13 protein-coding genes are annotated in these 21,727 nt (G+C 46.6%); 6 read left to right on the plus strand and 7 right to left on the minus strand.

What is annotated here, in order from left to right:
* Window positions 1–472 precede the first annotated feature (472 nt).
* Entirely contained in the window at window positions 473–1,264 is a 792-nt protein-coding gene (locus tag AC58VC_RS13155; RefSeq protein WP_497369220.1) for a hypothetical protein, read from the minus strand.
* Between the two features lie 607 nt (window positions 1,265–1,871).
* The gene (locus AC58VC_RS13160; RefSeq protein ID WP_497369221.1) at window positions 1,872–3,407 is read right to left on the minus strand and encodes an FAD-dependent monooxygenase; all 1,536 of its coding nucleotides are present in this window, start codon (window positions 3,405–3,407) and stop codon (window positions 1,872–1,874) included.
* A gap of 294 nt (window positions 3,408–3,701) precedes the next feature.
* Between AC58VC_RS13160 and AC58VC_RS13165 the strand changes: the two genes are divergently transcribed.
* Complete coding sequence (locus tag AC58VC_RS13165; protein WP_497369222.1) at window positions 3,702–3,932, plus strand: hypothetical protein; 231 nt, start codon at window positions 3,702–3,704, stop codon at window positions 3,930–3,932.
* A gap of 125 nt (window positions 3,933–4,057) precedes the next feature.
* Here AC58VC_RS13165 and AC58VC_RS13170 read toward each other — a convergent pair whose 3' ends face one another.
* Both AC58VC_RS13170 and yhbH read right to left on the minus strand, forming a co-directional pair.
* Entirely contained in the window at window positions 4,058–5,494 is a 1,437-nt protein-coding gene (locus AC58VC_RS13170) for a SpoVR family protein (protein ID WP_497369223.1), read from the minus strand.
* Entirely contained in the window at window positions 5,491–6,648 is a 1,158-nt protein-coding gene (yhbH, locus tag AC58VC_RS13175) for a sporulation protein YhbH (RefSeq protein WP_497369224.1), read from the minus strand. The genes AC58VC_RS13170 and yhbH overlap by 4 nt, the downstream gene beginning before the upstream one ends.
* 276 nt (window positions 6,649–6,924) lie before the next feature.
* Between yhbH and AC58VC_RS13180 the strand changes: the two genes are divergently transcribed.
* The 3 genes from AC58VC_RS13180 to AC58VC_RS13190 are packed head-to-tail and all read left to right on the plus strand — an operon-like array spanning window position 6,925 to window position 9,886.
* Window positions 6,925–7,968 (plus strand): FecCD family ABC transporter permease, encoded by a 1,044-nt coding sequence (locus tag AC58VC_RS13180; protein WP_497369225.1) that lies wholly within the window; start codon window positions 6,925–6,927, stop codon window positions 7,966–7,968.
* On the plus strand, window positions 7,968–8,999 hold the full coding sequence (locus tag AC58VC_RS13185; RefSeq protein ID WP_497369226.1) for a FecCD family ABC transporter permease: 1,032 nt from the start codon (window positions 7,968–7,970) through the stop codon (window positions 8,997–8,999). The genes AC58VC_RS13180 and AC58VC_RS13185 overlap by 1 nt, the downstream gene beginning before the upstream one ends.
* A gap of 29 nt (window positions 9,000–9,028) precedes the next feature.
* Window positions 9,029–9,886: an ABC transporter ATP-binding protein gene (locus AC58VC_RS13190; RefSeq protein WP_497369227.1), complete on the plus strand. Its 858-nt coding sequence runs from the start codon at window positions 9,029–9,031 to the stop codon at window positions 9,884–9,886.
* A 51-nt stretch (window positions 9,887–9,937) separates the two neighbouring features.
* On the opposite strand, the gene AC58VC_RS13195 is transcribed toward AC58VC_RS13190, so the two are convergent.
* On the minus strand, window positions 9,938–11,158 hold the full coding sequence (locus AC58VC_RS13195) for a HupE/UreJ family protein (protein ID WP_497369228.1): 1,221 nt from the start codon (window positions 11,156–11,158) through the stop codon (window positions 9,938–9,940).
* A 316-nt stretch (window positions 11,159–11,474) separates the two neighbouring features.
* On the opposite strand from AC58VC_RS13195, the gene AC58VC_RS13200 reads away from it, so the two are divergent.
* Together AC58VC_RS13200 and AC58VC_RS13205 are read left to right on the plus strand one after the other, a co-directional pair.
* Window positions 11,475–17,720, plus strand: coding sequence for an S-layer homology domain-containing protein (locus AC58VC_RS13200; protein ID WP_497369229.1), 6,246 nt, complete (start codon window positions 11,475–11,477; stop codon window positions 17,718–17,720).
* Window positions 17,721–17,905: 185 nt separating this feature from the next.
* Window positions 17,906–18,739 (plus strand): hypothetical protein, encoded by an 834-nt coding sequence (locus AC58VC_RS13205; RefSeq protein ID WP_497369230.1) that lies wholly within the window; start codon window positions 17,906–17,908, stop codon window positions 18,737–18,739.
* Between the two features lie 394 nt (window positions 18,740–19,133).
* On the opposite strand, the gene AC58VC_RS13210 is transcribed toward AC58VC_RS13205, so the two are convergent.
* A complete protein-coding gene (locus AC58VC_RS13210; protein ID WP_497369231.1) occupies window positions 19,134–20,210 on the minus strand; it encodes an aliphatic sulfonate ABC transporter substrate-binding protein in 1,077 nt (358 codons plus the stop codon).
* A 32-nt stretch (window positions 20,211–20,242) separates the two neighbouring features.
* Window positions 20,243–21,718 carry an LLM class flavin-dependent oxidoreductase gene (locus tag AC58VC_RS13215; protein WP_497369232.1) on the minus strand — a complete coding sequence of 492 codons (1,476 nt, stop codon included), beginning with the start codon at window positions 21,716–21,718 and terminating at the stop codon, window positions 20,243–20,245.
* Window positions 21,719–21,727 lie beyond the last annotated feature (9 nt).

Below are 21,727 nucleotides of genomic sequence, written 5' to 3' on the forward strand. Positions count from 1 at the left end.
TTTTTTTGTCTCTCTCCTCAGCCAATAGCAGCAAACTAGTATAAAGTGCCATGAATCCCACCAATCGCAGCCACCCATCCCGCCAATAGCAACTCACCCACTAGCTACCCATACTACCAATAGCAGCTCAACCGTCAATCCTCTGAATCCCACCAATGGTAACTGAATCGTCAGTTCCGCTTGTAGCCACTGCTCTGTTACGGACTCAGAAGTCGTTATTCGGCCAATTCCGGCTGGGTTTGGGGTGCTATCGGACTGAGGTGACGTTATTTATGGATTTTGTCGCTGTTTACGTGTTTTTTGGACTTATAACGGCCCCTTAGTCCGTTAGATGCTTATCCTATCGCAAAATTAGCAAATAGAGTCATCTCAGTCCGTTAGCACACAGCTAATGCATTCGGTGGACTTGTCCGTGTCCTGTTATGTCCTGTCCACGTTTCAAGTTCCGCCGACTTACTCCCTCCGCCTCCACTTACTTCAGCAGAGTAATCATCTGGTACACTTCGCGATGATCGCCAGGCAGCAGGTAATCTGCAACCTTGAGCTGCGAGGATCCGTCGCCGTCCAGGAAAAGTCCGTCCACTAGCTGACCGCTCCCCACTTGCTCCAGGATGGCTGAACGGAATTGTTCACCCGTGCACGGCGTTGGCGCCACGACCATGTACACATTATTGTTCCTGTCATACACGATACCTGAGCGCATGCGCTTCTCGTCAATGACAGGCATCTCTTCCGAAACCGCTTGGGCGGCCCATCCGTCCGGATTCGTCAGCCCCATGCTGACTCCGCCCTGCGCCCAGTAATGATTGCGATCCATGACTTTCAGCTCATTGGCGTTTTCGACCACTTGTACGGTGAAGGTTTTCGCCTTTTCATCCCAGACCAACGTTCCCCGTTTGCGGTCGATATTGAACCAGCCGGAGCCGTAGTCGCCTGGTTGTCCTTTGACTGGGAGGTCGTTAATGACGGCGATGCTCAGCAGATAACCCTGCCAGAAGAAACCACCATTGATTCCATTGTCGCTGAGGTCCGTTATATTCGCAGTGATGGCCTTGAGCCCTATATTTTGCGGTGGAGTTCGGATGGTATGGAGGATAACGCCATTGCTTGCCTGATCGATGCGATATTCGGAAATGGGGAGATTCGGCGGTTTGACATGTCCATTAACCCCCCAGATGATGGTCCATATGAAACTAGTTATCATAATCAGGAGATAGATAAGTAGGGAGGCTGCTCTATTTTTGGCGAGAGGGATCGTATTCATAAGGCAACTCCTATCTCTTCAATCATTTCTTTTCTATAAGTCTATGAAACTCAAGAAAAATTTATGCTTAGTCGCACGAAAAAAGCCCATCCGTAAAGTGAATGAGTCACTCTAGCGAATAGGCTTTACTTGTATGTACAGATCCTATTAGAAAATTGGAATTCTCGCTTTATTTCCATCCTTTGCGTATAAAATGGCTTCTGAGCTAAATAAGTCAACGTGTTCTAAAGTATGACCAAGGTTCGTCGTAGTAAATTTGTTATAACGAAGAGCGTTGATCAGGGAGGGAATTAGTTTGTGGTCCGTGCCAATAAAGTTCACAGAAATTGGTCTCTTGTTAAATAAAATATTCATTCTCACTTTCAACTCATCTCCTGACATGATAATTATTATCAATTAACTGAGTTCTAATCGTAACATTACCCGAATAGGATGTCCGTCGATTATCGTTGTCGGAAAACCACTATTTTTGTCATTGGGAGATTGGACGCGAAGAGCAATGAAGGTCTGAAAACCAGAAGCAACCAGCAAGGCAAATTTTAGTTTGTCATGCTGATTTTCAGCGGATTTAGCGGGGGTGGCTTGCAGGAAGGTTATCGTTCAGCTGCTAGGGGGTAAACATTTTGACCACATTTTCGAAAGCTGTCTGCCAGTTGGCCGTGATGATGCTTCCGATGTAACCGTCAGGCCGGATTAAGACCATCGTGTCGCCTGTAATACCATAGATTCGGGTCAAATTGCCTGTGGTGTCATTCATATAATTGTCGTCGTTTTTACTCTCATTGCCTACAATATAGCAGCGGATTTCGGCACCAGCGGTCGGTAAGGTCAACTTGGGAAGCGCTTTGGCGGCCGCAGTTCCGAAGGCAAGCAGAGTAAAGTGGGCACCCTTGTAGATGTCAAAGAGTCGTCGTGCTCCGTTAGGACCCATACAAGGTGAGTCCGGTGCTCGGTCGCCCACATGTAGCGTCTTGGTAAAAGGTGAGACCTCAGGTGCAAGAGGACCGCAGTGGTACGTGATTCCGAGCTGTCGCTCCTCGTTTCCACGTTTGAGGCTGGAGAAGCGGAACTTCTTGAGCCCAGCATAAAGCTTGTTGGATTTATCTAGAACATGGGCGGCAATCGGCCGTCTTTCGGCCTCGTAGCTGTCAAGGAGGCTGTCAGGGGCGCCGGCGATAACCTGGCTGAGTTTCCAACCGAGGTTGTAAGCATCCTGAACGCCTGTGTTGAGTCCTTGTGCGCCAGCAGGAGTGTGGACGTGGGCAGCGTCACCAGCCAGGAATACTTTTCCTGCACGGTAGTGATCAGCGAGTCGGATGTTTGGGCGAAAAACCGATTTCCAGGTGATGTCATAGAGGTTGAAACCGGTGAGCTTATGAAAATTTGCAGAAAGTAGAGCTTCGTCGAGGTCTAGTGTCTCGTCTGGCGTCAGCTTGATCATGACTTGGAATTGGTCGGAGTGAGGCAGAGGGCAAGCAGCGACCGACTTACCGCTTGTTCGTGGCCACATATGCCACCGATTACGAGATAGTCCATCAATTGTACCATCAATGATGAGCATACGGTCGGAGTCATCGGTTTCTCCGACGAATCGAATACCTGAAGCTTTGCGGACATTACTCGAACCGCCATCTGCCCCGATCAGATATTTACAACGAACCTGCTCCCCGGAAGAGAGAGTAACCGTCACCCCGTCAGCATCCTGTATGAAGTTTTCTACCGCGGTATCAAACTCAATGCTTAGCCCTTGGCGATTTATTAGGCGGTGTAGAATGGCGTCGGTGTGATGTTGAGATAGCAACAGAATGTTTGGATAGGGCACGTCAAGTGTCTGTTTGCTCATCTTTTGCATCCTCCAAGGTACCGTAATCGGTCCGAAATGGAGTCCTGAAAGGGGGTAGGAGTCGCCTTCCTTATGCGCCTCACTCAGTATACCGAGGTCCTCAAAGACCTCCTGTGTTCGTGGTTGAACGCCTTTGGCACGGGAGCCCTTAAAAGAATGTGATGCTTTGTCAACTATACGAACGCGATGGCCGCGTCGGAGCAGGTCTGCAGCCAGTGTGGAGCCGGTTGGCCCTGCCCCAGCAATAAGAACGTCGATATTCTGTTGATTTTTTAATCCATCAGAGAGATTACTTGTCATTATTAAGCTTCCTTTCCGGAAAGAAATTTAATGTATGAGACCTTTAAGGTTAATTCTAAGATGTAATTGTTTGTATTATTGTTTCACTGAAACAATATGTTTCTAGGAAACAATGTTACGTTGGTTTTCTAGTTCTGTCAATATGGTTTCTGTTGAAACTTGAAGAATTAAGAATAGAAAATATATTAACTTAAAAAGAGTCAATTACAGCTAGTCCACTGCATGCCACAACTGAACTAGCTGTAGCTGCAGTTCTTAATATGATAGAATTCTTAGATAAAGGAGGCGAAGCTCATGCAATTCAGTCTTAAAGCTCCAGACGGCACAGTCATTGATTCCTATTTGAAAAACCATAAAGAGTTCATCCGCATTGAAGGCATGGAATATGAGGTCTACAGTCCTGTTGATGAGTTTGATTCCGATCTGGAAGTTAGACAAATGATTGAGGCTTCCGAAAAAGACTTGAAGCAAGAAGTTTATTCTACTGAAGAAATGGTTGAAGCTATAAAGCGTGGTGAACTGTAGTTGATCGTACTGTGGACCGAAACGGCGCGAAATCGGCGAATTATCATCTGTATGATTACCCTCCAGCAAAGAAACCCCCAAAGCGCATGGCTTGGAGGTTTGTTTGCTAAGCTATCCTGTGCGCACTACAGAAATCTGCGGTGATGCTTCTTACCGTCAAAAGAGAACAAAACCGGCTTCTCTTCCACAACCGTATGCATATGAATGGACTTGCCCCAGAGCTTGTAAATGTAGGGAAGCGTCCGCTCGACGTATTTAAGATCCAGTTCGACGCCTTCGTAACAATGCTTCAAATACAGCTCGCCATTACGCTGATAGTCGCCATCCTCCACGACAATATACGGGAAGCCCCCGTTGACACGAGACGCGAATAGCTGATCCCGCGTATTCTCCCACGTTTTATCCGTAATTTTCCACTCAGGGCCCTTCTTCTCAAAAACGTATAAATCCAGTTCCTCCACTAATGGTTTGTTCAAATAGTTCCGGATAAAGGAGGTATCGGATTCGTACTCGCGCACCTCGAACATTTTGTTCCGTCCTTCGCCTTTCTTACGGCCTTGCTTCCGGATTTCCTCTTCGGTTGGATTATCCCAGTGCTTCTCGATGTCTTCGAAAATTTTTACTCCCAAATAATACGGGTTCAGCGTATGACGGGAGGGAACAACGACAGATGAGTTGAGTTTGGAGTACTCAATCGTCTCCTCTTCGGTTAAATCCAGCTCGCGCAAAATGCGTTGGTGCCAGTAGGAAGCCCAGCCTTCATTCATGATTTTGGTCTCGAGCTGCGGCCAGAAATATAGCATTTCATCGCGCAGCATGGTCAAAATGTCCCGCTGCCATTCCTCCATATAGGGGGCATTCTCTTCAATAAAGAGGAGGATATCCTTCTCTGGTTTTGGCGGGAAGCGCTTGGCTTCCTCTTTGGCTTCGGCTGAAAGGACGGGTTTACTTTTAGAATCTAGACTCCATAAATCTTCATAACCGTAAGTCGCTTCCGATTTCGCTGCAGGGGTTGAGGCTTTGTTGGTCTCTTGGCGATTGCGTGTCTGCCTGTAAGAAAGGGTGAGCACAGGATCAATATGTTCCTGAATCGCGAGCACCGCGTCAATGAATTGCTCAACTTCGTCGATGCCGTGCTCGATTTCATATTGGCGAATACGTTCGGCTGTAGCGGACATGCTTTCGACCATGTTGCGGTTCGTTTTGGAGAAGCGGACATTGTTTTTGAAAAAATCACAGTGCGCCAGCACGTGAGCGACGATGAGCTTATTTTGAATGAGTGAGTTGCCATCCAGTAAAAAAGCATAGCAGGGGTCGGAGTTGATGACCAACTCGTAGATTTTGCTTAACCCCAGGTCGTATTGCGTCTTCATGCGGTGAAAATTTTTCCCGAAGCTCCAATGGCTATAACGGGTTGGCATCCCATAAGCCCCAAATGTATAAATAATTTCGGCGGGACAAATTTCGTACCTCATCGGATAGAAGTCGAGCCCAAACCCTTTGGCAATCTCCGTTATCTCATCAATGGCGTATTCAAGCTGCTGAATTTCGGATTTACTCACGGAACAGCCACTCCCTCCTGCTTGGTAAAAAAGGTTTTCAACGCTTTGTAAACTTCGCCTTTTTCGCGAATGACATAATGCAGAAATTTAGGATCGTGAATATGGCGAAAAGCGGACATCAGCGTGGAGCTGCGGTTATATTGGTTCACCTCTCCATATCCAAACATATTGCAGCGCTCCATCAATTGGGTGATGAGCTTCACACAGCGTTCATTATCCGACGTTAAGTTATCTCCATCGGAGAAATGGAACGGATAGATATTAAACTGAGAGGGCGGGTACCTTTTATCAATAATATCGATGGCAGTTTGGTACGCGGAGGAGCAGATCGTGCCGCCGCTTTCCCCTTTTGTGAAAAACTCTTCTTCCGTAACCTCTTTAGCCTCGGTATGATGCGCGATGAACACGATTTCTACGTTCTCGTACTTCGTGCGCAGGAAGCGTGTCATCCAGAAGAAGAAGCTGCGCGCAATGTACTTTTCGAAGGATCCCATGCTTCCTGACGTGTCCATCATCGCAATAATAAGTGCATTCGAATGCGGCTTCTCGATTTCTTCCCAGGTTTTGAAGCGAAGGTCATCCGGGCTGATGTGATGGATGCCAGGTGAAGTAGATCGGGAATTGCGACGCATATTTTCGAGGATCGTCCGTTTCTTGTCGATGTTGGACATGATGCCTTTTTTGCGTATGTCATTGAAAATCACTTCTGTAGTCGTCATGTTGCGCTTCTCTTTTTTCTGCAAATTCGGCAGCTCCAGCTCAGAGAAGAGCATCGCTTGCAGCTCCTCCATGCTGACTTCGGCCTCATAATAGTCTTCGCCAGCCTGATCGCCTGCACCCTCACCTTTGCCTGGTCCTTGAGCTGGCTGAGGGTCGGTTCCAAGCACATCCCCCACTTGCGAGTCGCCGTCTCCCTGTCCGACATGTTTCCCTTTGTTAAAGTTGTACCGAAAGCGGTATTCATCCAGACTCTTAATAGGTACCTTCACAACCTGCTTCCCGTTGGACATTACAATGCTTTCATCTGTAACCAAATCAGGGAGGTTCTGTTTAATGGCTTCTTTGACCTTCTCTTGGTGTCGGGTTTGATCTTGGTACCCTTTACGGTGCAATGACCAATCCTCACGGGAAACGGTAAATAGGGGTTCTGTCATGTTGACACCTCCTTGGGGGTGATCTTCCTAGGCAAGTAGCAGCTTACCCTTATCGTATGGCATGCACAAAGCAATGATTTAGATGTGAAAAAAAGCTTGTTACTAAATATATTCAAGAGCACGGGGGATATGTGATGAATGTGAAAAGGTCGGAGTAAATGATCCGTATCTGATATATAATGATAATCATTATCATCTGTGTTATAATGTTTTTCATGAGTAAGATGGAGCTTATTTCGTCTTGATTGGGGTACATATCGGAAGGAGATTTTGTTCATGAGTTTATCTGCAGCATCAACCGATGCTCCACATCCTAAGCTGCGAAGTCGACCGCTTGTAGCTTCATTTATTATTTTCGGAGGGCTGGCTGCTTTACTGCTTGGGCTCGCTGTTTCCATTTCGGTAGGAGCGGCTGATATTAAGCTGTCTACTGTATGGGAAGCACTGTTTCATTTCAACCCGAAATTGACCCAGCATCAAATCATTCAGGAGTTGAGACTGCCGCGGGCTTTGGCTGGAGCGCTGGTTGGCGTTGGATTTGCTGTTTCAGGCGCAATTATGCAAGGAATGACACGGAATCCGCTTGCTGATCCGGGTTTGCTCGGAATTAATGCTGGCGCAGGCTTTGTGCTTGCGTTGTGTTTTGCTTTTTTCCCGGGGCTGCCCTTTCATTATTTGATTTTATTCTCCTTTGCAGGAGCTGCTATCGGTACTGGGCTTGTGTATGGCGTAAGTTCCATGTCCAAAGGCGGATTATCACCCGTGCGGCTTGCCTTGGCGGGCGCGGCGGTAAGTGCCTTGCTTGTAGCGCTTAGCGAGGGGATTGCGATTTATTTTCACATTTCGCAGGATTTGGCGTTTTGGTATGCCGGAGGTGTAGCAGGAACGAAATGGCTGCAAATCAAAATCGTCTGGCCATGGATTCTCGGCGGCATCATCGGTGCGCTTGCCTTATCCAGATCGATTACGGTGCTGAGTCTCGGCGATGAAATTGCCGCAGGACTAGGGCAGCGCACAGGCTGGGTGAAGATAGCTGGCATGCTGCTATCTCTTGTGCTGGCAGGTACATCGGTATCGGCAGTTGGTGCTATTGGCTTCGTAGGGCTAGTCATCCCGCATGTGGCAAGGGCTTTAGTCGGCGTCGATTATCGCTGGATTATTCCCTGCTCAGGCATTCTTGGCGCGCTGCTCATGGTTACCGCCGATATTGGCGCGAGGATGATTAACCCGCCATTTGAGACGCCGATTGGGGCTTTAATCGCGCTCATCGGGGTACCGTTTTTCCTCTACTTGGCTCGTAAGGAAAGGAGAGAACTATAATGGCCTCTCTGGTAGAAATTTCAACGCGTAAGCGATCAGTCAAAGCATATACGATGTTAACTATTTTGATTGTGGCGATTGCGCTTGTTTTTATCATCAGCATGAATACAGGATTCATTCGCTTGTCTCCGATGGACGTGCTCCGGACGTTGTTCGGTCAAGGAACAGCTAAACAAGGGTTGATTCTATTTGAGTTCCGACTGCCTCGCATTATTATCTCAGTGCTGGTTGGTGCAGGACTCGCCTTGTCAGGAGCTATACTACAGGGGCTCTCGCGTAATGCGCTGGCAGATCCAGGGATTCTTGGCATCAACGCGGGCGCAGGACTTGCGGTTGTGCTGTTTATTTCGTTCTTCCCGGTCAAACAGGCGGCTCCCGTTTACATGATGCCACTTCTCGCCATGCTTGGAGCTGGGGCTGCAGCAGCACTGATTTATGTTCTAGCCTATAAAAAAGGCATCGGCATTTCGCCAACGAGACTTGTTCTGGTAGGTATTGCGGTAGCGGCTGGAATCAGCGCAGCGATGCTTGTACTTACAATCAAAATGGATCCTCAAAACTATCAGTTTGTTGCCATCTGGTTAGCAGGCAGCATTTGGGGAACTAACTGGAAGTTTGTAATGGCTCTGCTGCCATGGCTTATTATTTTGATCCCATATGTTCTATATAAAGCTCAGACTTTGAACGTGTTACATTTGGGAGATCAGCTCGCGAGTGGGCTTGGGACGTCTGTCGAACGGGAACGACTTGGTCTTCTTGCTGCAGCCGTTGCACTTGCAGGCGCTTGTGTTGCTGTCGGCGGTGGCATTGGTTTTGTAGGCTTAATTGGGCCTCATCTTGCCAAACAATTGGTTGGCCCGAAGCATCAATATTTGCTTCCGGCTTCGATGTTAACTGGAGGTCTCCTGCTAATTGTGGCAGATACGCTTGCCCGCTGGATTCTGCAGCCGAGTGAGATTCCAACCGGAATTGTCGTAGCAGTCATCGGCGCTCCCTATTTTTTATTTTTGCTTGCTAAATCCAAAGCTTAAGAAAGCTTATTTTGAGAGGAGACATCCCTATGACTCGTTTGTATACACAGCAAGTAGACATCGCTTACGACGATCGTTTGATTGTCAGCAACTTAAATTTATCCATCCCTGATGCCAAAATTACAGCACTTGTTGGCGCCAATGGCTCAGGCAAATCCACCATTTTAAAATCACTTGCGCGCATTATGAAAATAAAAGGCGGCCAGGTGTACCTCGACGGGAAATCTATCCACCAACGGACGACGAAGGAAGTCGCGCGGGAGCTGGCGATTTTGCCGCAGAATCCGACTGCGCCTGAAGGCTTGACGGTGAGCGAGTTGGTCTCCTACGGAAGATTCCCGCATCAGAAAGGCTTCGGCTCTATGACGAAGGAAGATAAGGAGACAATCAGCTGGGCGATTGAGGTTACGGGTATGATGCCATTTGCCGATCGTCCGGTGGATCAACTGTCTGGCGGTCAGCGTCAACGGGCGTGGATTGCGATGGCATTGGCGCAGCAGACCGACATCCTTTTCTTGGATGAGCCGACGACGTTCCTTGATATGGCGCATCAGCTTGAGGTATTGAAGCTGCTTAGGAAGCTGAATAAGGAAGAAGGACGGACCATCATTATGGTCGTTCATGACCTGAACCATGCGACTCATTATGCGCATCATATGGTCGCGATTGTGCAGGGCAAGGTAGTAAGCGAAGGGACGCCGGAGGAGGTTGTGACGCAGCCGGTGCTTCGCGAAGTTTTCGGCATTGAGGCGGATATCGTCAAGGATCCGCGCACGGGTGTGCCGCTTTGTATCCCATATGATCTAGTAGGTACAGAGAAATCGGAGAAATCGCAGCAGGAGCCGGAACTCGCTAGAGCCATGGTGGCAGTTGGCGAATCTCGCTAAAAATTGAAAAAGACCTTTCCTCGCTGAGCACGGGGAAGGGTCTTTTCTTATTTAAAAAAACATGCGCTCAACTAGCCATATACCACCTAATCCTGTGATCAAATAGGAAGCAATTTGTATGGCTGACTTAAAGTATGATTTTTTCTGTACAAAGATAAGAAAAGGAAGCAGAACAAGAACAAGGCATAATTGAATAAATTCAATCCCCACATTAAAGCTAATAAGATCCACGGCTAAATGACTTTTTGGTAGATTCATTTCACGTAATATATCTGAGAAGCCTATTCCATGAATAAGACCAAATAAGAAAGTTACAATCCACCGACTACGCAATTCTTTGCGGAAGATATTTTCCAACGCGACATAACAAATACTTAAGGCGATTACAGACTCAACAATACGTGAAGGAAGGCTGATAAAGCCAAGTACAGCGAGTGTTAATGTAATGCTGTGAGCAAGGGTGAAGGCAGTAATAATGGACGCGTATTGTTTGAAGCTTTGCTTGCGGAGCAGCAGCGCTAAAAGAAACAACATATGATCGTATCCAGTAAGAATATGGTTGATACCTAGCTTAAAAAAGGAAAACCAGGATGAATTTGAATTTGCCGGAACGTCAGATTTCTCCTGTGGAGAAGTCTGAGTTGGTTGCGCCGTTTGATTGGGCTGGGCGGTACCTGCGGATGTTGAAAGGGCAGGTTGTTGCTGCTGCTGTTCTTCTACAAGAAGTGTGGTCCACGTACGGTTCTTTCCTTGCAAAACGGCCTCACTTACTTGATTGCCATACTGTGAAGTGAGCAAATTCACATAGGCGGATGCCGAAGGCGCGGAATACAGTCCGTCAAGGATGCTGATCGTTTGTCCTGGCTCAAATGCAGGGTATGTCAGTTCCCATGTGAGGACTTCCTTGTCCCCTTTTTTGCCGAGCTTCATATCAGTAAGTTCCGCCGTTTGATCTCTCCCGTCTTTCTCAAGGACTAAACTATCGTCAATCCACTCTTCTAATCGATGTTTGTTCTTTTCCAGTTCATCAGCATCCAAGATACCATTATTGTTAGCATCTACATCCATACTTTCAATAACCGAGAGCACATCTAGTGAAAAGGTGAAGCTCGTTTTATCTTGCTCAAAATTAATGGTTGTATAGCTAGCACTCAGTGCATGAGCAGAGGCATTGGAACTGAAAGCATACAACAAGAAGGCAATGATTATAGTCAAGTTCAGAGAAAGACGGATAGCACGTTTAGATATCAAATGACAAGTTTGGGTTAACAAAAAAAGCTCCTCCTCGAAGTTATACATGAAGTTTTGGAAAGTAAAGTAACTTGTTACTAAATAATAATCGACAATCTTCTTCACAGTATTACGTTCATGTAAACTTCAAGTAAAAGCGTTTACAAATAATAAACCTCGGGTTAATAATACACGCATGATAAACGTGTAGTATCAATGGCGTGCGCTCATTATAAGTGAAGGGGACAATCATCGTAGAGAAAGAAAAGAGGAAGTGACAGGAATAAAGAATTATACGATGCAATTTAACCAAGTGCATGAAATTCAGGTATACATGAGAGAGAGAGGGACTGTATAAATGATCGCGTCGTTTACTAAATTGAAGAAATGGACAAGCGTTGGGTTAGCTTCTTGTTTGTTTGTTGGTTCGCTGCTTCCAATGAGTGGATTGTCGGTACCCAAGGCTTCCGCAGCTAGTGATCACATTGTGATCAGCCAGGTGAGTGGTGGGGGAGGCAACTCAGGGGCTACCTACAAAAACGATTTTATTGAACTGTATAATCCTACGGATTCTGAAGTAGATTTAAGTGGATATTCTGTTCAATATACATCCGCTGCGGGTACAAGCTGGGCGGCTACAACGCTTGGTGGAACAATTAAAGCACATAGTTTTTATTTGATTCAAGAAGCTGCTGGATCCGGTTCAATGCCAAATCTTCCAACCCCGGATGCAATTGGAACTCTTACCTTGTCCGCTTCTGATGGTAAAGTTGCGTTAGCTAATAAATCAACAGCAATTACTGGGAAAGCGGATCCCGCTGTGATTGATTTTGTCGGGTTTGGAAAAGCAAGTGAATTTGAAGGAACTGCTGCAACGGCAGTATTAAGCAATCCTACAAGCGCGCAGCGTAAATCGGAAGATGGCAGCAACTCGGCAGTCGGGAAAGGCGCTGGTTGGGATACCGATAATAACGGATCAGACTTCGTAGTTGGGCCAATTATTCCACCGAGAAACACAGCGACCCCGGCAGTAGTAGTCACTAAGAGCGCTCAGCCAATTTCACAGCAAATTCAGTTTACTAATCAAGGAACAGTGGGCAGAGTAGTGGGGGACGCAGCTTCTGTCACAGCATCCACCTATGTTTCTATGTATGTAAGTAATCCAGATACGACAAGCGTAGCTGTTACAGCAGCAGTATATGCGGATAGCAATGGTAAATTCAACCTTGCTTTCGATAATACGGCTAACAACTCACAAGTATATTTGACAACCAAAGATGCAAATAAATCAGAAAGCAGCTCTGTTATGATTAATTTAGCTGCAGCTAGTGCTGGACTTAACGCTGTCAAGCTGAGTTATTATGTTGATGCTAGCTTGGTTGGTAGAGTCGTAGGTGCTGCTGGAGCAGCGGCGGCAAACTCACAGGTTTATGTATATAACCTTGCTTCAGGAGGCAATCGCTTTCTATCATCATCGGATGGACAAGACCACGTTGTGGCAAGCGCTGACGGTTCCTTCACCTTTACATTCAACGCTGGAACAGACGATGTTTATGTTTCTCAATTAACTACCAGTGCGAATGGTGCCAGCTTGGAAGGCCCAACGACGAAGATTACCAAAGCTGACAATACGGTCGTAACACCGATCAGCAGCTTGCGGACAAATGACAGCGCTGGAAAGTCGGATAAAATTAATCAAGTCTTTACCATCCAAGGCGTTGTTATTGGCAATAACGAGGTAGCAGCAGCTAACACCTTCTATATGCAAGATAGCACGGGAGGCATCGCTGTATTCGGGGCACTTCCGCAAGGTGTTACGGTTGCCCAAGGTGATGTTGTCGCTGTGACAGGGGCTGTTCAATTCTATAACGGTCTAACAGAAATTACACCTACTACAGTAGTTAAAAAGGGGACAGATACGCTTCCTGCTCCTCAAGAATCCACGATTGTTGATTTAATCGACAATACGAAGGCTGAACCGCTGGAAGGCTCGTTGGTTAAATTTACAGGCAAGATTACCAATATCCCCGCTATCTCAGGTAACGGATATAATGTTACTGTAGCTGATGCAGCAGGTAAAACGATTACCCTCAGGGTAACGACGGCAAGCGGAATTAATACCACATCAGACATCCAAAAGGATGCGACATATACCTTCACTGGTATTTTTAGTCAATACGATTCCTCTACTCCGTATAACAGCGGGTATCAGGTATTCCCAAGATCGTTAACTGATGTTGTGGAGATTAAGGAACTAGGGCTAACCCATCAAGCGGTAACTCAAGCCTATATCAATACAGACATTAAGTTCGTGGCTAACGCCAAAAATGCAAGTTCGGTTACGCTCTATTACAGGGCAACTGGTGGTACTACTTATTCAGCTCTACCAATGACTTCATCAGATCAAACCTCGTATAGCGTAACCATGCCGGCAGCATCGGTGCCTGCTGGAAGCACTTTTGAATATTATATTGAAGCTAAGGATGCCACTACTTCAAAACAATCTGGTTCTCCGAATGCGCCTTATTCCATTTCCGTTGTAGCGGATACATTTGCGCCTCAGTTTCTAGATGAAACGCCGATTCAAGGTACCAAAACAGAGGATAGACAACCCTTAATCTCTGTTCAGTATGTTGAGCCAAGCGGCCTTGACTTAGCAACTATAGCTGTAACACTGGATGACCAACCTGTCCAAGCAACGGCAACAGCAGAGCAAATTCAGCTGCAAATCAATTCAGATCTGGCTATTGGTGATCATACCGTTACCGTAAATGTGAAGGATACAAAAGGAAATGCAGGCACGTATACGTGGAGCTTCAGTGTAGTTCCAGTGTTTACTGGTGGGACGCATTACCGGGGTACGACGCACAATCATACCAACATCTCTCACGATGCAGCAGGTACGCCGGAAGATGCTTTATTAGCAGCCGAAGCGCATAATTATGATTTCTTTGCTTTTTCTGACCATTCACATGACATTGATGCAGCGCTAGTGGGTCAAGATACAGTAGACCATAAAGGATCACCAGAGCGTACGGGTGGTGCTGATTGGCAGCTTACCAAGAATTTAGCAAACCAATATACAAAAAATGATAAATTTGTTGTATTTCCCGCTTTTGAGATGACTTCAACGACCTGGGGACATTCGAACGTTTTTGGCACGCAGAACTTCATTGACCGCAAACAAAATGCTGGCCAATATCAAGATTTAAGTAAATATTATGCATGGGTTCTGACTTACGACGATGTGGTCGCGCAGTTCAATCACCCGGATATGTCGGCTAATGCGTTCAATAATTTCATGCCATACGATCGCAATGTAGATAAATTGTTTACGATGTTTGAAGTTGGAAATGGTTCTGGTCATTACGCTTATGCGAATGCCGAGGCGAAGTTCTTTAAAGCGTTGGATCTTGGTTGGCACGTTGCTCCGACATATGGTGAAGATAATCATGACGGTACTTGGGGTCAAACGAACGCTAGAACCGTGATCGTAGCTAATGATCTATCGCAGGAGTCATTACTTCAATCCATGCGTAACATGCGGGTTTACATGAGTGAAGATCCGAACTTTAGCTTGGATTTCCTTGCCAATGGCAGCTACATGGGTGCAACTGTCAAGGGCAGTACATTGAACTTTACTGTTTCGGGTAAAGACGCTGTGGTAGAGGCTAAGACAATGCCTGAGTATAGCTACCTCAGCAACACTTACAAATCGGATGATCGCATTGCCAAAGTAGAATTGATTACGAACGGCAATAAAGTGATTAAATCCATGACTCCAATGACAACGGATTTCACATGGAATCCAACTGTGGATATCACTGGTGGTCAACAGTGGTTTGTTGTTAGAGTAACCCAAATGGATGGCGAACGTATTTATTCAGCTCCAATCTGGTCCGAAATCGTAACAACAGACGTAAAGATTAGCGGAATCAATGTGGTTGGGAATAGTTTAGTTGCAGGAAGCCCATCCGTATTGGAAGCAGGTCTTACCAACCTGGGATCGCAAGATCTTTCCAACTTAAATGTTCATTTTTACTATGATACGGTTGATGCTACACACTTGATTGGTGATGCTACAGTAGCTTCGATCACATCCAAAGGAACGGCTACAGCCAGAGCGACTTGGACGAATCCGTTGCAGGGAGATCATACGTTAATTGCTGTACTTGAAACTCCGTCAGGGGATTCGCCTGTCGACAACCAGTTTAATCAAGCTGTAACGATTAAGGCTTCATTAGGGATTAAAGTGATGATAGATGCTTCTCACAAAAATGAGAATACAACACAAGATGCTGGAACTTACAAAGATAATTTGAAAAGTTTCACGAATCAGCTGCAGCAGGAAGGTTACACGGTCGTTGAGAATACGTCTCCACTTACTTCTACATCGCTAAGTGATGTTAAAGTACTGATGTTTACTCATCCTAGCGTGGCGGTAACTGCGGATGAAAGCGCAGTGATAGCTGCATTCGTGCAAGCTGGAGGATCGCTTTTATTAACGGAGAAAAGTAATAACAGCACCAATCCAACCATTAGCAATAGCTTGCTCCAGCAGATGGGATCGACGATCCAAGTGAGCAATGATGGCATTTTCGATACAAGTTTAGACGGAAATTTTTGGACACCGCCGATTGGTACCAATACATTTACTGTTCGATTACATCCTGGAATTGTTAAGAACTATATTACGGATCGTTCCCTGACCCTAGAGTATTACAGTGGGGCAAGTCTGGAGAAAGTCGGTCATGAGGCACTGACAGATACCGATAAGGTGACGATTCTAGTTAAAGGAAACGAGACAACGTTTCAAGACAAAATTAGCAGCGGCGGATTCGTCTATGATACGACGGATGACGGAAGTGGTGGTTCCGCTATACCAGCGATTGCTTCTGAACAGGTCGGAAACGGAAGAATTATCGTCTCGGGAATGAATGCTTTTAATGACAAGCAAATGGACGAGTCGTATAATGCCAAAGGCAATAATGAGCTGGGCTTAAATGCAATTAATTGGTTGGCTCACCGTGACACTCGCATTGATTCCATTGCTAACGTCCGTTCAATGCCTGACGGAACTCCTGCAGTCGTTGAGGGTACCGTAGTGACAGGGTCCAACATTTTCTTCGATGCCTTCTATGTACAAGATGCTACCGGCGGGATTATGGCCTTTAAAGAATTGCCGGAGAATTCATTGGTTGAAGGCGATACCGTGAGAATTTACGGGCAGATGAAGACTTTTGAAAATAATAAAGAACTAGATTTTAATGCTTTTAATATAGATGTCATTAAAACAGGCCATACGAACCCAGTTACACCACTGAAAGTAACGACAAACGCAGCTACACTTGAGCAAAATCAAGGAATGCTGGTAAAAGTAAGTGGAAGAGTGGTTTCCAAATTTGATGATAATTCGTATGTTGTCGATGATGGAACTGGACCGGTTCTTGTTTTTACAGATGGATATATTGTGAACCAAAGTGGGCCAGTTCCGAGCCTGGTGGTCGGCGATACCCTTGAGGCTGTAGGCTTGGCAAGCAAGAATACAGAGGGAACCCGAATTCGTGTCCGTAACACGAAAGAATTGGTGAAGTTGACATCAACTTCTTCTAGAGAAGACAGCGGAGCTGGATTTACACCGAATACAGATATCATTTATGTGACCAATGGCGGTACAGTAACCCAAAATGGGGCTAAAATTGTCATACCATCCGGGGCTGTAAATAGTAACATCAGTAACTTCAAGGTCACTGTAAATAAAGTTACGGATACGTTGAGTTTACCGATGGATGCATCGTCGAAGCTCATTAGCGATGTTTTTGATATTAGCAAAGATTTCGCTGGTGAGTTCAGCAAACCGGTATCAATCACTTTGCCATTTGATAAAAACAAAGTTGACATGAGTCAATCATTAGTTGGTATTTATTGGTTGAATGAAGAAACTAAAAAATGGATTCCATTAGAAAATCCGCAGGTGGATAGCACGAATGCTACAGTAACTGGTTCAATTAATCATTTCACGAAGTTCGCGGTTCTAGCTACCGCTAAACCTGTTATCCCTGATATTCCTGTTATCAGTGTTGTATTCTCTGACATGAAGGGACACTGGGCGGAAAAAAGTATGATAGAGCTAGCTCAAAAGGGATCTATTAATGGATATTCAGATGGTACATTTAAACCGGATAATAACATTACAAGAGCTGAATTCGTTGCGATTATCGTAAAAGCTTTTAACCTCAAGGAGCAAGTTGGTAAGGTGTTCGCGGATACAAGTAGCCATTGGGCGAAAAATTTCATAGCTACAGCCGCATCACAGGGTATTGTTAATGGTTATAGCGATACGGCTTTTGGCCCTGATGACTACATTAGCCGCGAGCAAATGGCCACGATAATTGTTCGCGCCGCTCAAATCAGTTTGAAGGCAGAAGTCACCAGCTATACGGATAGTTCGGAGATTTCTAAATGGGCGAAAACAGCGATTTCTACAGCCAATTCAAGTGGATTATTGAATGGTTACGAGGATGGCACGTTAAGACCGAAAGGAAATACAACAAGAGCAGAAGCAGCAACTGTTATACTCAGGGCACTATCTTTTAAAAAATAAGTAATATCCAAAGTCTGTCCCAAACATCTGTAAAAAGATAATGGGGCAGGCTTTTTTAATTAGGAAAAAATCAGTAATGATAATCATTATCATGTATGATACAATGGTCTTTATGAATAGGATGGATGTTATCACATCATCCGAACAGGTAGCTGTTATCGGCGCTACACGAAGGAGGCCAGACAATGAGTTCATCTTTACAGCATGTTCTCGCGGAGCAGTTCGGGGTTACTACGGAGTTACATCTACAGCCGCTATTTGCAATAGCAGGCAGCCGTCTCTCTACAGAGGCTGGTATGCGGGAGCTAATTAGTGCTTATTCACCGCTCATGAAGGCGCTTGAGCCTGCGGCGGCTTGTGTGTATTTTATAAGTAGACTTGGTATGTTGAACATGGCTATGCATGGCATGGTGTTGAAGGATGAGTTGATCGATCTGGCTCCGGAACTTTGGACACTGCAAATCTACATGCACAAGCAAGGATATGCTGAATTCCGCTATGTGCTTCATGATATTCGGCAGCTGGAAGGACCGCGGGAGGGAGAGCGCAGCGCTTGGCGCAAAGAGCGCTTAAGCCACTGGTACGGGACTCACATTCGCCCGATTGTAGAAGCAGCTTCCTCTGCTGCGGATATGGATATCACACATTTGTGGAAGTTGTTTCCGACTCGAATGCGTTATATGTTCGACCGTTTGAAAGAACAAGCGGGTTCCGAGCAGGAGCAGCAGCGCATCGAGGAAGAATGGACGTTTGTTTCGAAAGAACTGAACGGCCAAGTTTTCGGACGTGCGGAAAATCCTCTGAACGTCAAGTTTATCTACCTTGATTACCCAGGCGCCCCCGGTGAGCCGGATACTCAGCTGCGGATGAAGTCGGGTTGTTGCATGTTTTACTGCACGGAAGGCGGCAGTTATTGTTATACATGCCCACGGCTAAAGCCGAGTGAACGCGAAGAACGCAAGGCGCAGATCAGGGAGAAGCTGGCACGGGAAGCTGCGTCTAAGGCAGCAGTGACATAACATCAATAGTAGAAGGCTATCTTATTTGGTCAGAGATGACTGGAGGAGATAGTCTTTTTCGTCTGTTAAGTGCAAGTAATCCATCTGTTTAACTGCCCGGTTGCAAGGGGGCGATCTGATTAGACGGTTCCTCAGCTGAAATAGCTGGAGAAACTCCCGTTAATCTATGCTGCTCGGTGGCAAAGAACGAAATAACGGCAGAAACTCCATCTAAATCGTCGGTAGCTGGCCGAAATCACCTAGATTTGCTGATATTAGCTGGAGAAATTCCAGTTATTTGAGAAAAAGTGGATCATTTGCGAGAATTAGCAGGAGTAATCGGCGTTAAGTGAAAGAAACAAAATAAAGAGCCACCCGCAAGTAGACGTATCTACTTTCGAGGCAGCCCCAGCGTTTACTTCTTCAACGCTTGATCAATGAATTTACTCTCAAGAACCTGTGACGTGTCCAGCTTTTTCGTAATAGCGCCGACAGATTGGAGGAAGTCAGCTTGCTCCTGGTGCGCTTTGGCGAATTCCGGTGTAATCGAGGAGAGAATCGGGAATGTGTTTTTCAAAACATCAACAATGATGGCTTTGTCCAGCTTCTGCGATTTGGACAGTTCATCCGCGATTTCATCCTGATGATCGACGTAGTACTTACGTGCTTCTTCGTAGGTTTTGAGGAAAAGCACAGTAAGATCCGGATGCTCCTGTGTAAATTTGGTTCGAGCTATCAGGAAGGATGGCGCGTTGATATTCAGATTTTCACCTGTGACTAAAATAGATGCTCCTGTTTGGTAAACGGCTGTAGTCGCGTAAGGCTCCCAAATGGACCAAGCGTCGATGGCGCCGCTGTCGAGAGCAGGTCTGGCTTCATCGGGCTGAAGCTGAATAACTTTGACGTCGTCGCCCTTTAATCCGGCCTTATCAATGGCCATATACAGGAAGTTATAGGCGCTGCTGCCTTTGGCTACGGCGACTTTTTTGCCTTTCAGATCTTTTAAATCCTTGATGGGACTGTTCTTCGGGACGATAATCATGTTGCCTTTTTTGCCGTCACTTGTCACAGCGATGCCTTTGAAATCAACTCCGCCGACTTGACCAGAAATCAGAGGCGTTCCGCCAGTAGCACCGAAATCGAGCCTTCCTGCCGCTATGGCCTCAAAATGTGGAGGACCGCTGGCAAACTCATTCCATTTGATTTCAGCGCCAACAGCCGTAAATGCCTTCTCGAAGTATCCCTTCTCACGAGCGAAGTTCAGGACGCCCGTTTTGCCTTGGATACCGATGTTCACAACGACCTTCTCTTTCGCCGCAGCCGCGGGAGTCGATGCTGTATTGCTGCTTTGCGTAGTGGAGGCACTGCTTTGAGCTGTAGTTCCGCCGTTTGTCGGAGCGCCAGCCGTTTTGGCACCGCATGCGGATAGCAGAACTAACGTGATAACGGCCAGGAACGATAAGCTTTTATTATAAAATGATTTCTGTTTCATACTGATGACCCCTCTCTTAGTAAAGCTAATGTTTAGTGAGCAAATGTTGCTGATGCTGGAGATGTTGTTGGTTCCGACTCTGTTGCTGGCTTTGAAAATGATGCCGCTTCTGCAGTTGTCGCTCCTACTCCCGATGCCGCTGCTGACTCCGCCACCGCCACCGCACGCTGAGCAAAGCGATTCGCAGGCTCAGCTAATCCAAGGTGGTCGCGCAGCGTGCGTCCCGAATACTCAGAACGGAATAAGCCGCGCCGCTGCAATTCCGGAATGACGAGATCGACGAACTCATCCAGCCCGCCTGGCAAATAAGGCGGCATGATGTTGAAGCCGTCGCAGGCTTCATTCACGAACCATTCCTCCAACTGGTCCGCAATTTGGACAGGCGTTCCAGCGATGGTTCGATGTCCGCGGGCACCGGTAACCCGGTGGATGAGCTGGCGAATCGTGAGATGTTCTCTGCGAGCCATATCAAGCAGCAGCTGGTAGCGGCTTTTGCCGCCATTAATGTCGGTAGCATCCGGCAACTCAGGCAGCGGTCCATCCAGTGGATAGCCGGAAAGATCGACTCTCAAGATGTTCTGCACCATCCCTAGCCCGACGGCAGGGAGGACAAGATTCTGGAATTCGGCTTCCTTCGCTTTGGCCTCTTCCTCTGTCGCGCCGATGAAAGGCAGCACTCCGGGTAATATTTTCAGCTCATCCGGCGAACGTCCATAAGCGGGAAGCTGGCCTTTGAGGGATGCATAGAAGCTTTGTGCTTCTTCCAATGTCTGCCAAGCGGTGAAAACAACCTCAGCCGTCTGAGCAGCAAAGGCTTGACCCGTCGTTGAAGAGCCCGCCTGCACGACAACAGGACGTCCCTGAACAGAACGATGGACATTCAAGGGACCGCGTACGGAAAAGTGTTCGCCAACATGATTGATCGCATGAACTTTATCCGGATCAGCGAATTGGCCGGTTGCTTTATCAATAATGAGCGCGCCTTCTTCCCAGCTGTCCCAGAGAGCTGTTACGACATCAACGAATTCCTTGGCTCGCTCGTAACGGAGGGAGTGATCTAAATGATGGTCGCGGCCGAAGTTTTTGGCTGTATTTTCCATACTGGTTGTGACGGCATTCCAGCCTGCCCGCCCGCCGCTCAAATGATCGAGGGAAGCGAATTTACGCGCCACATGAAAGGGCTCGCTATAGGTGGTCGATACGGTTCCGACTAGACCGATCTTCTTGGTGACCGAGGCCAGCGCAGATAGTAGGGTCAACGGTTCCGCCCGGACCGGGAGCGTATACTGGACGGCTCTGTTCAGCGGCTCCGGAAGTACGGGAATGTCTTCGATAAAAACGAGGTCGAACTTGCCGCGTTCCGCTGTTTGGGCAAATTTTTTGTAGAAATCAAGCTTCAAAAGTCCGCCTGTATCCGTCAAAGGATAGCGCCAAGCCGCAATATGATGGCCTACGCCAAATATGAAAGCCCCGAGATGAAGCTGTCTTTGTTGATGGTTAGTTCCCATTGATACATT

The sequence above is a fragment of the Paenibacillus sp. J22R67 genome, assembly GCF_059692175.1.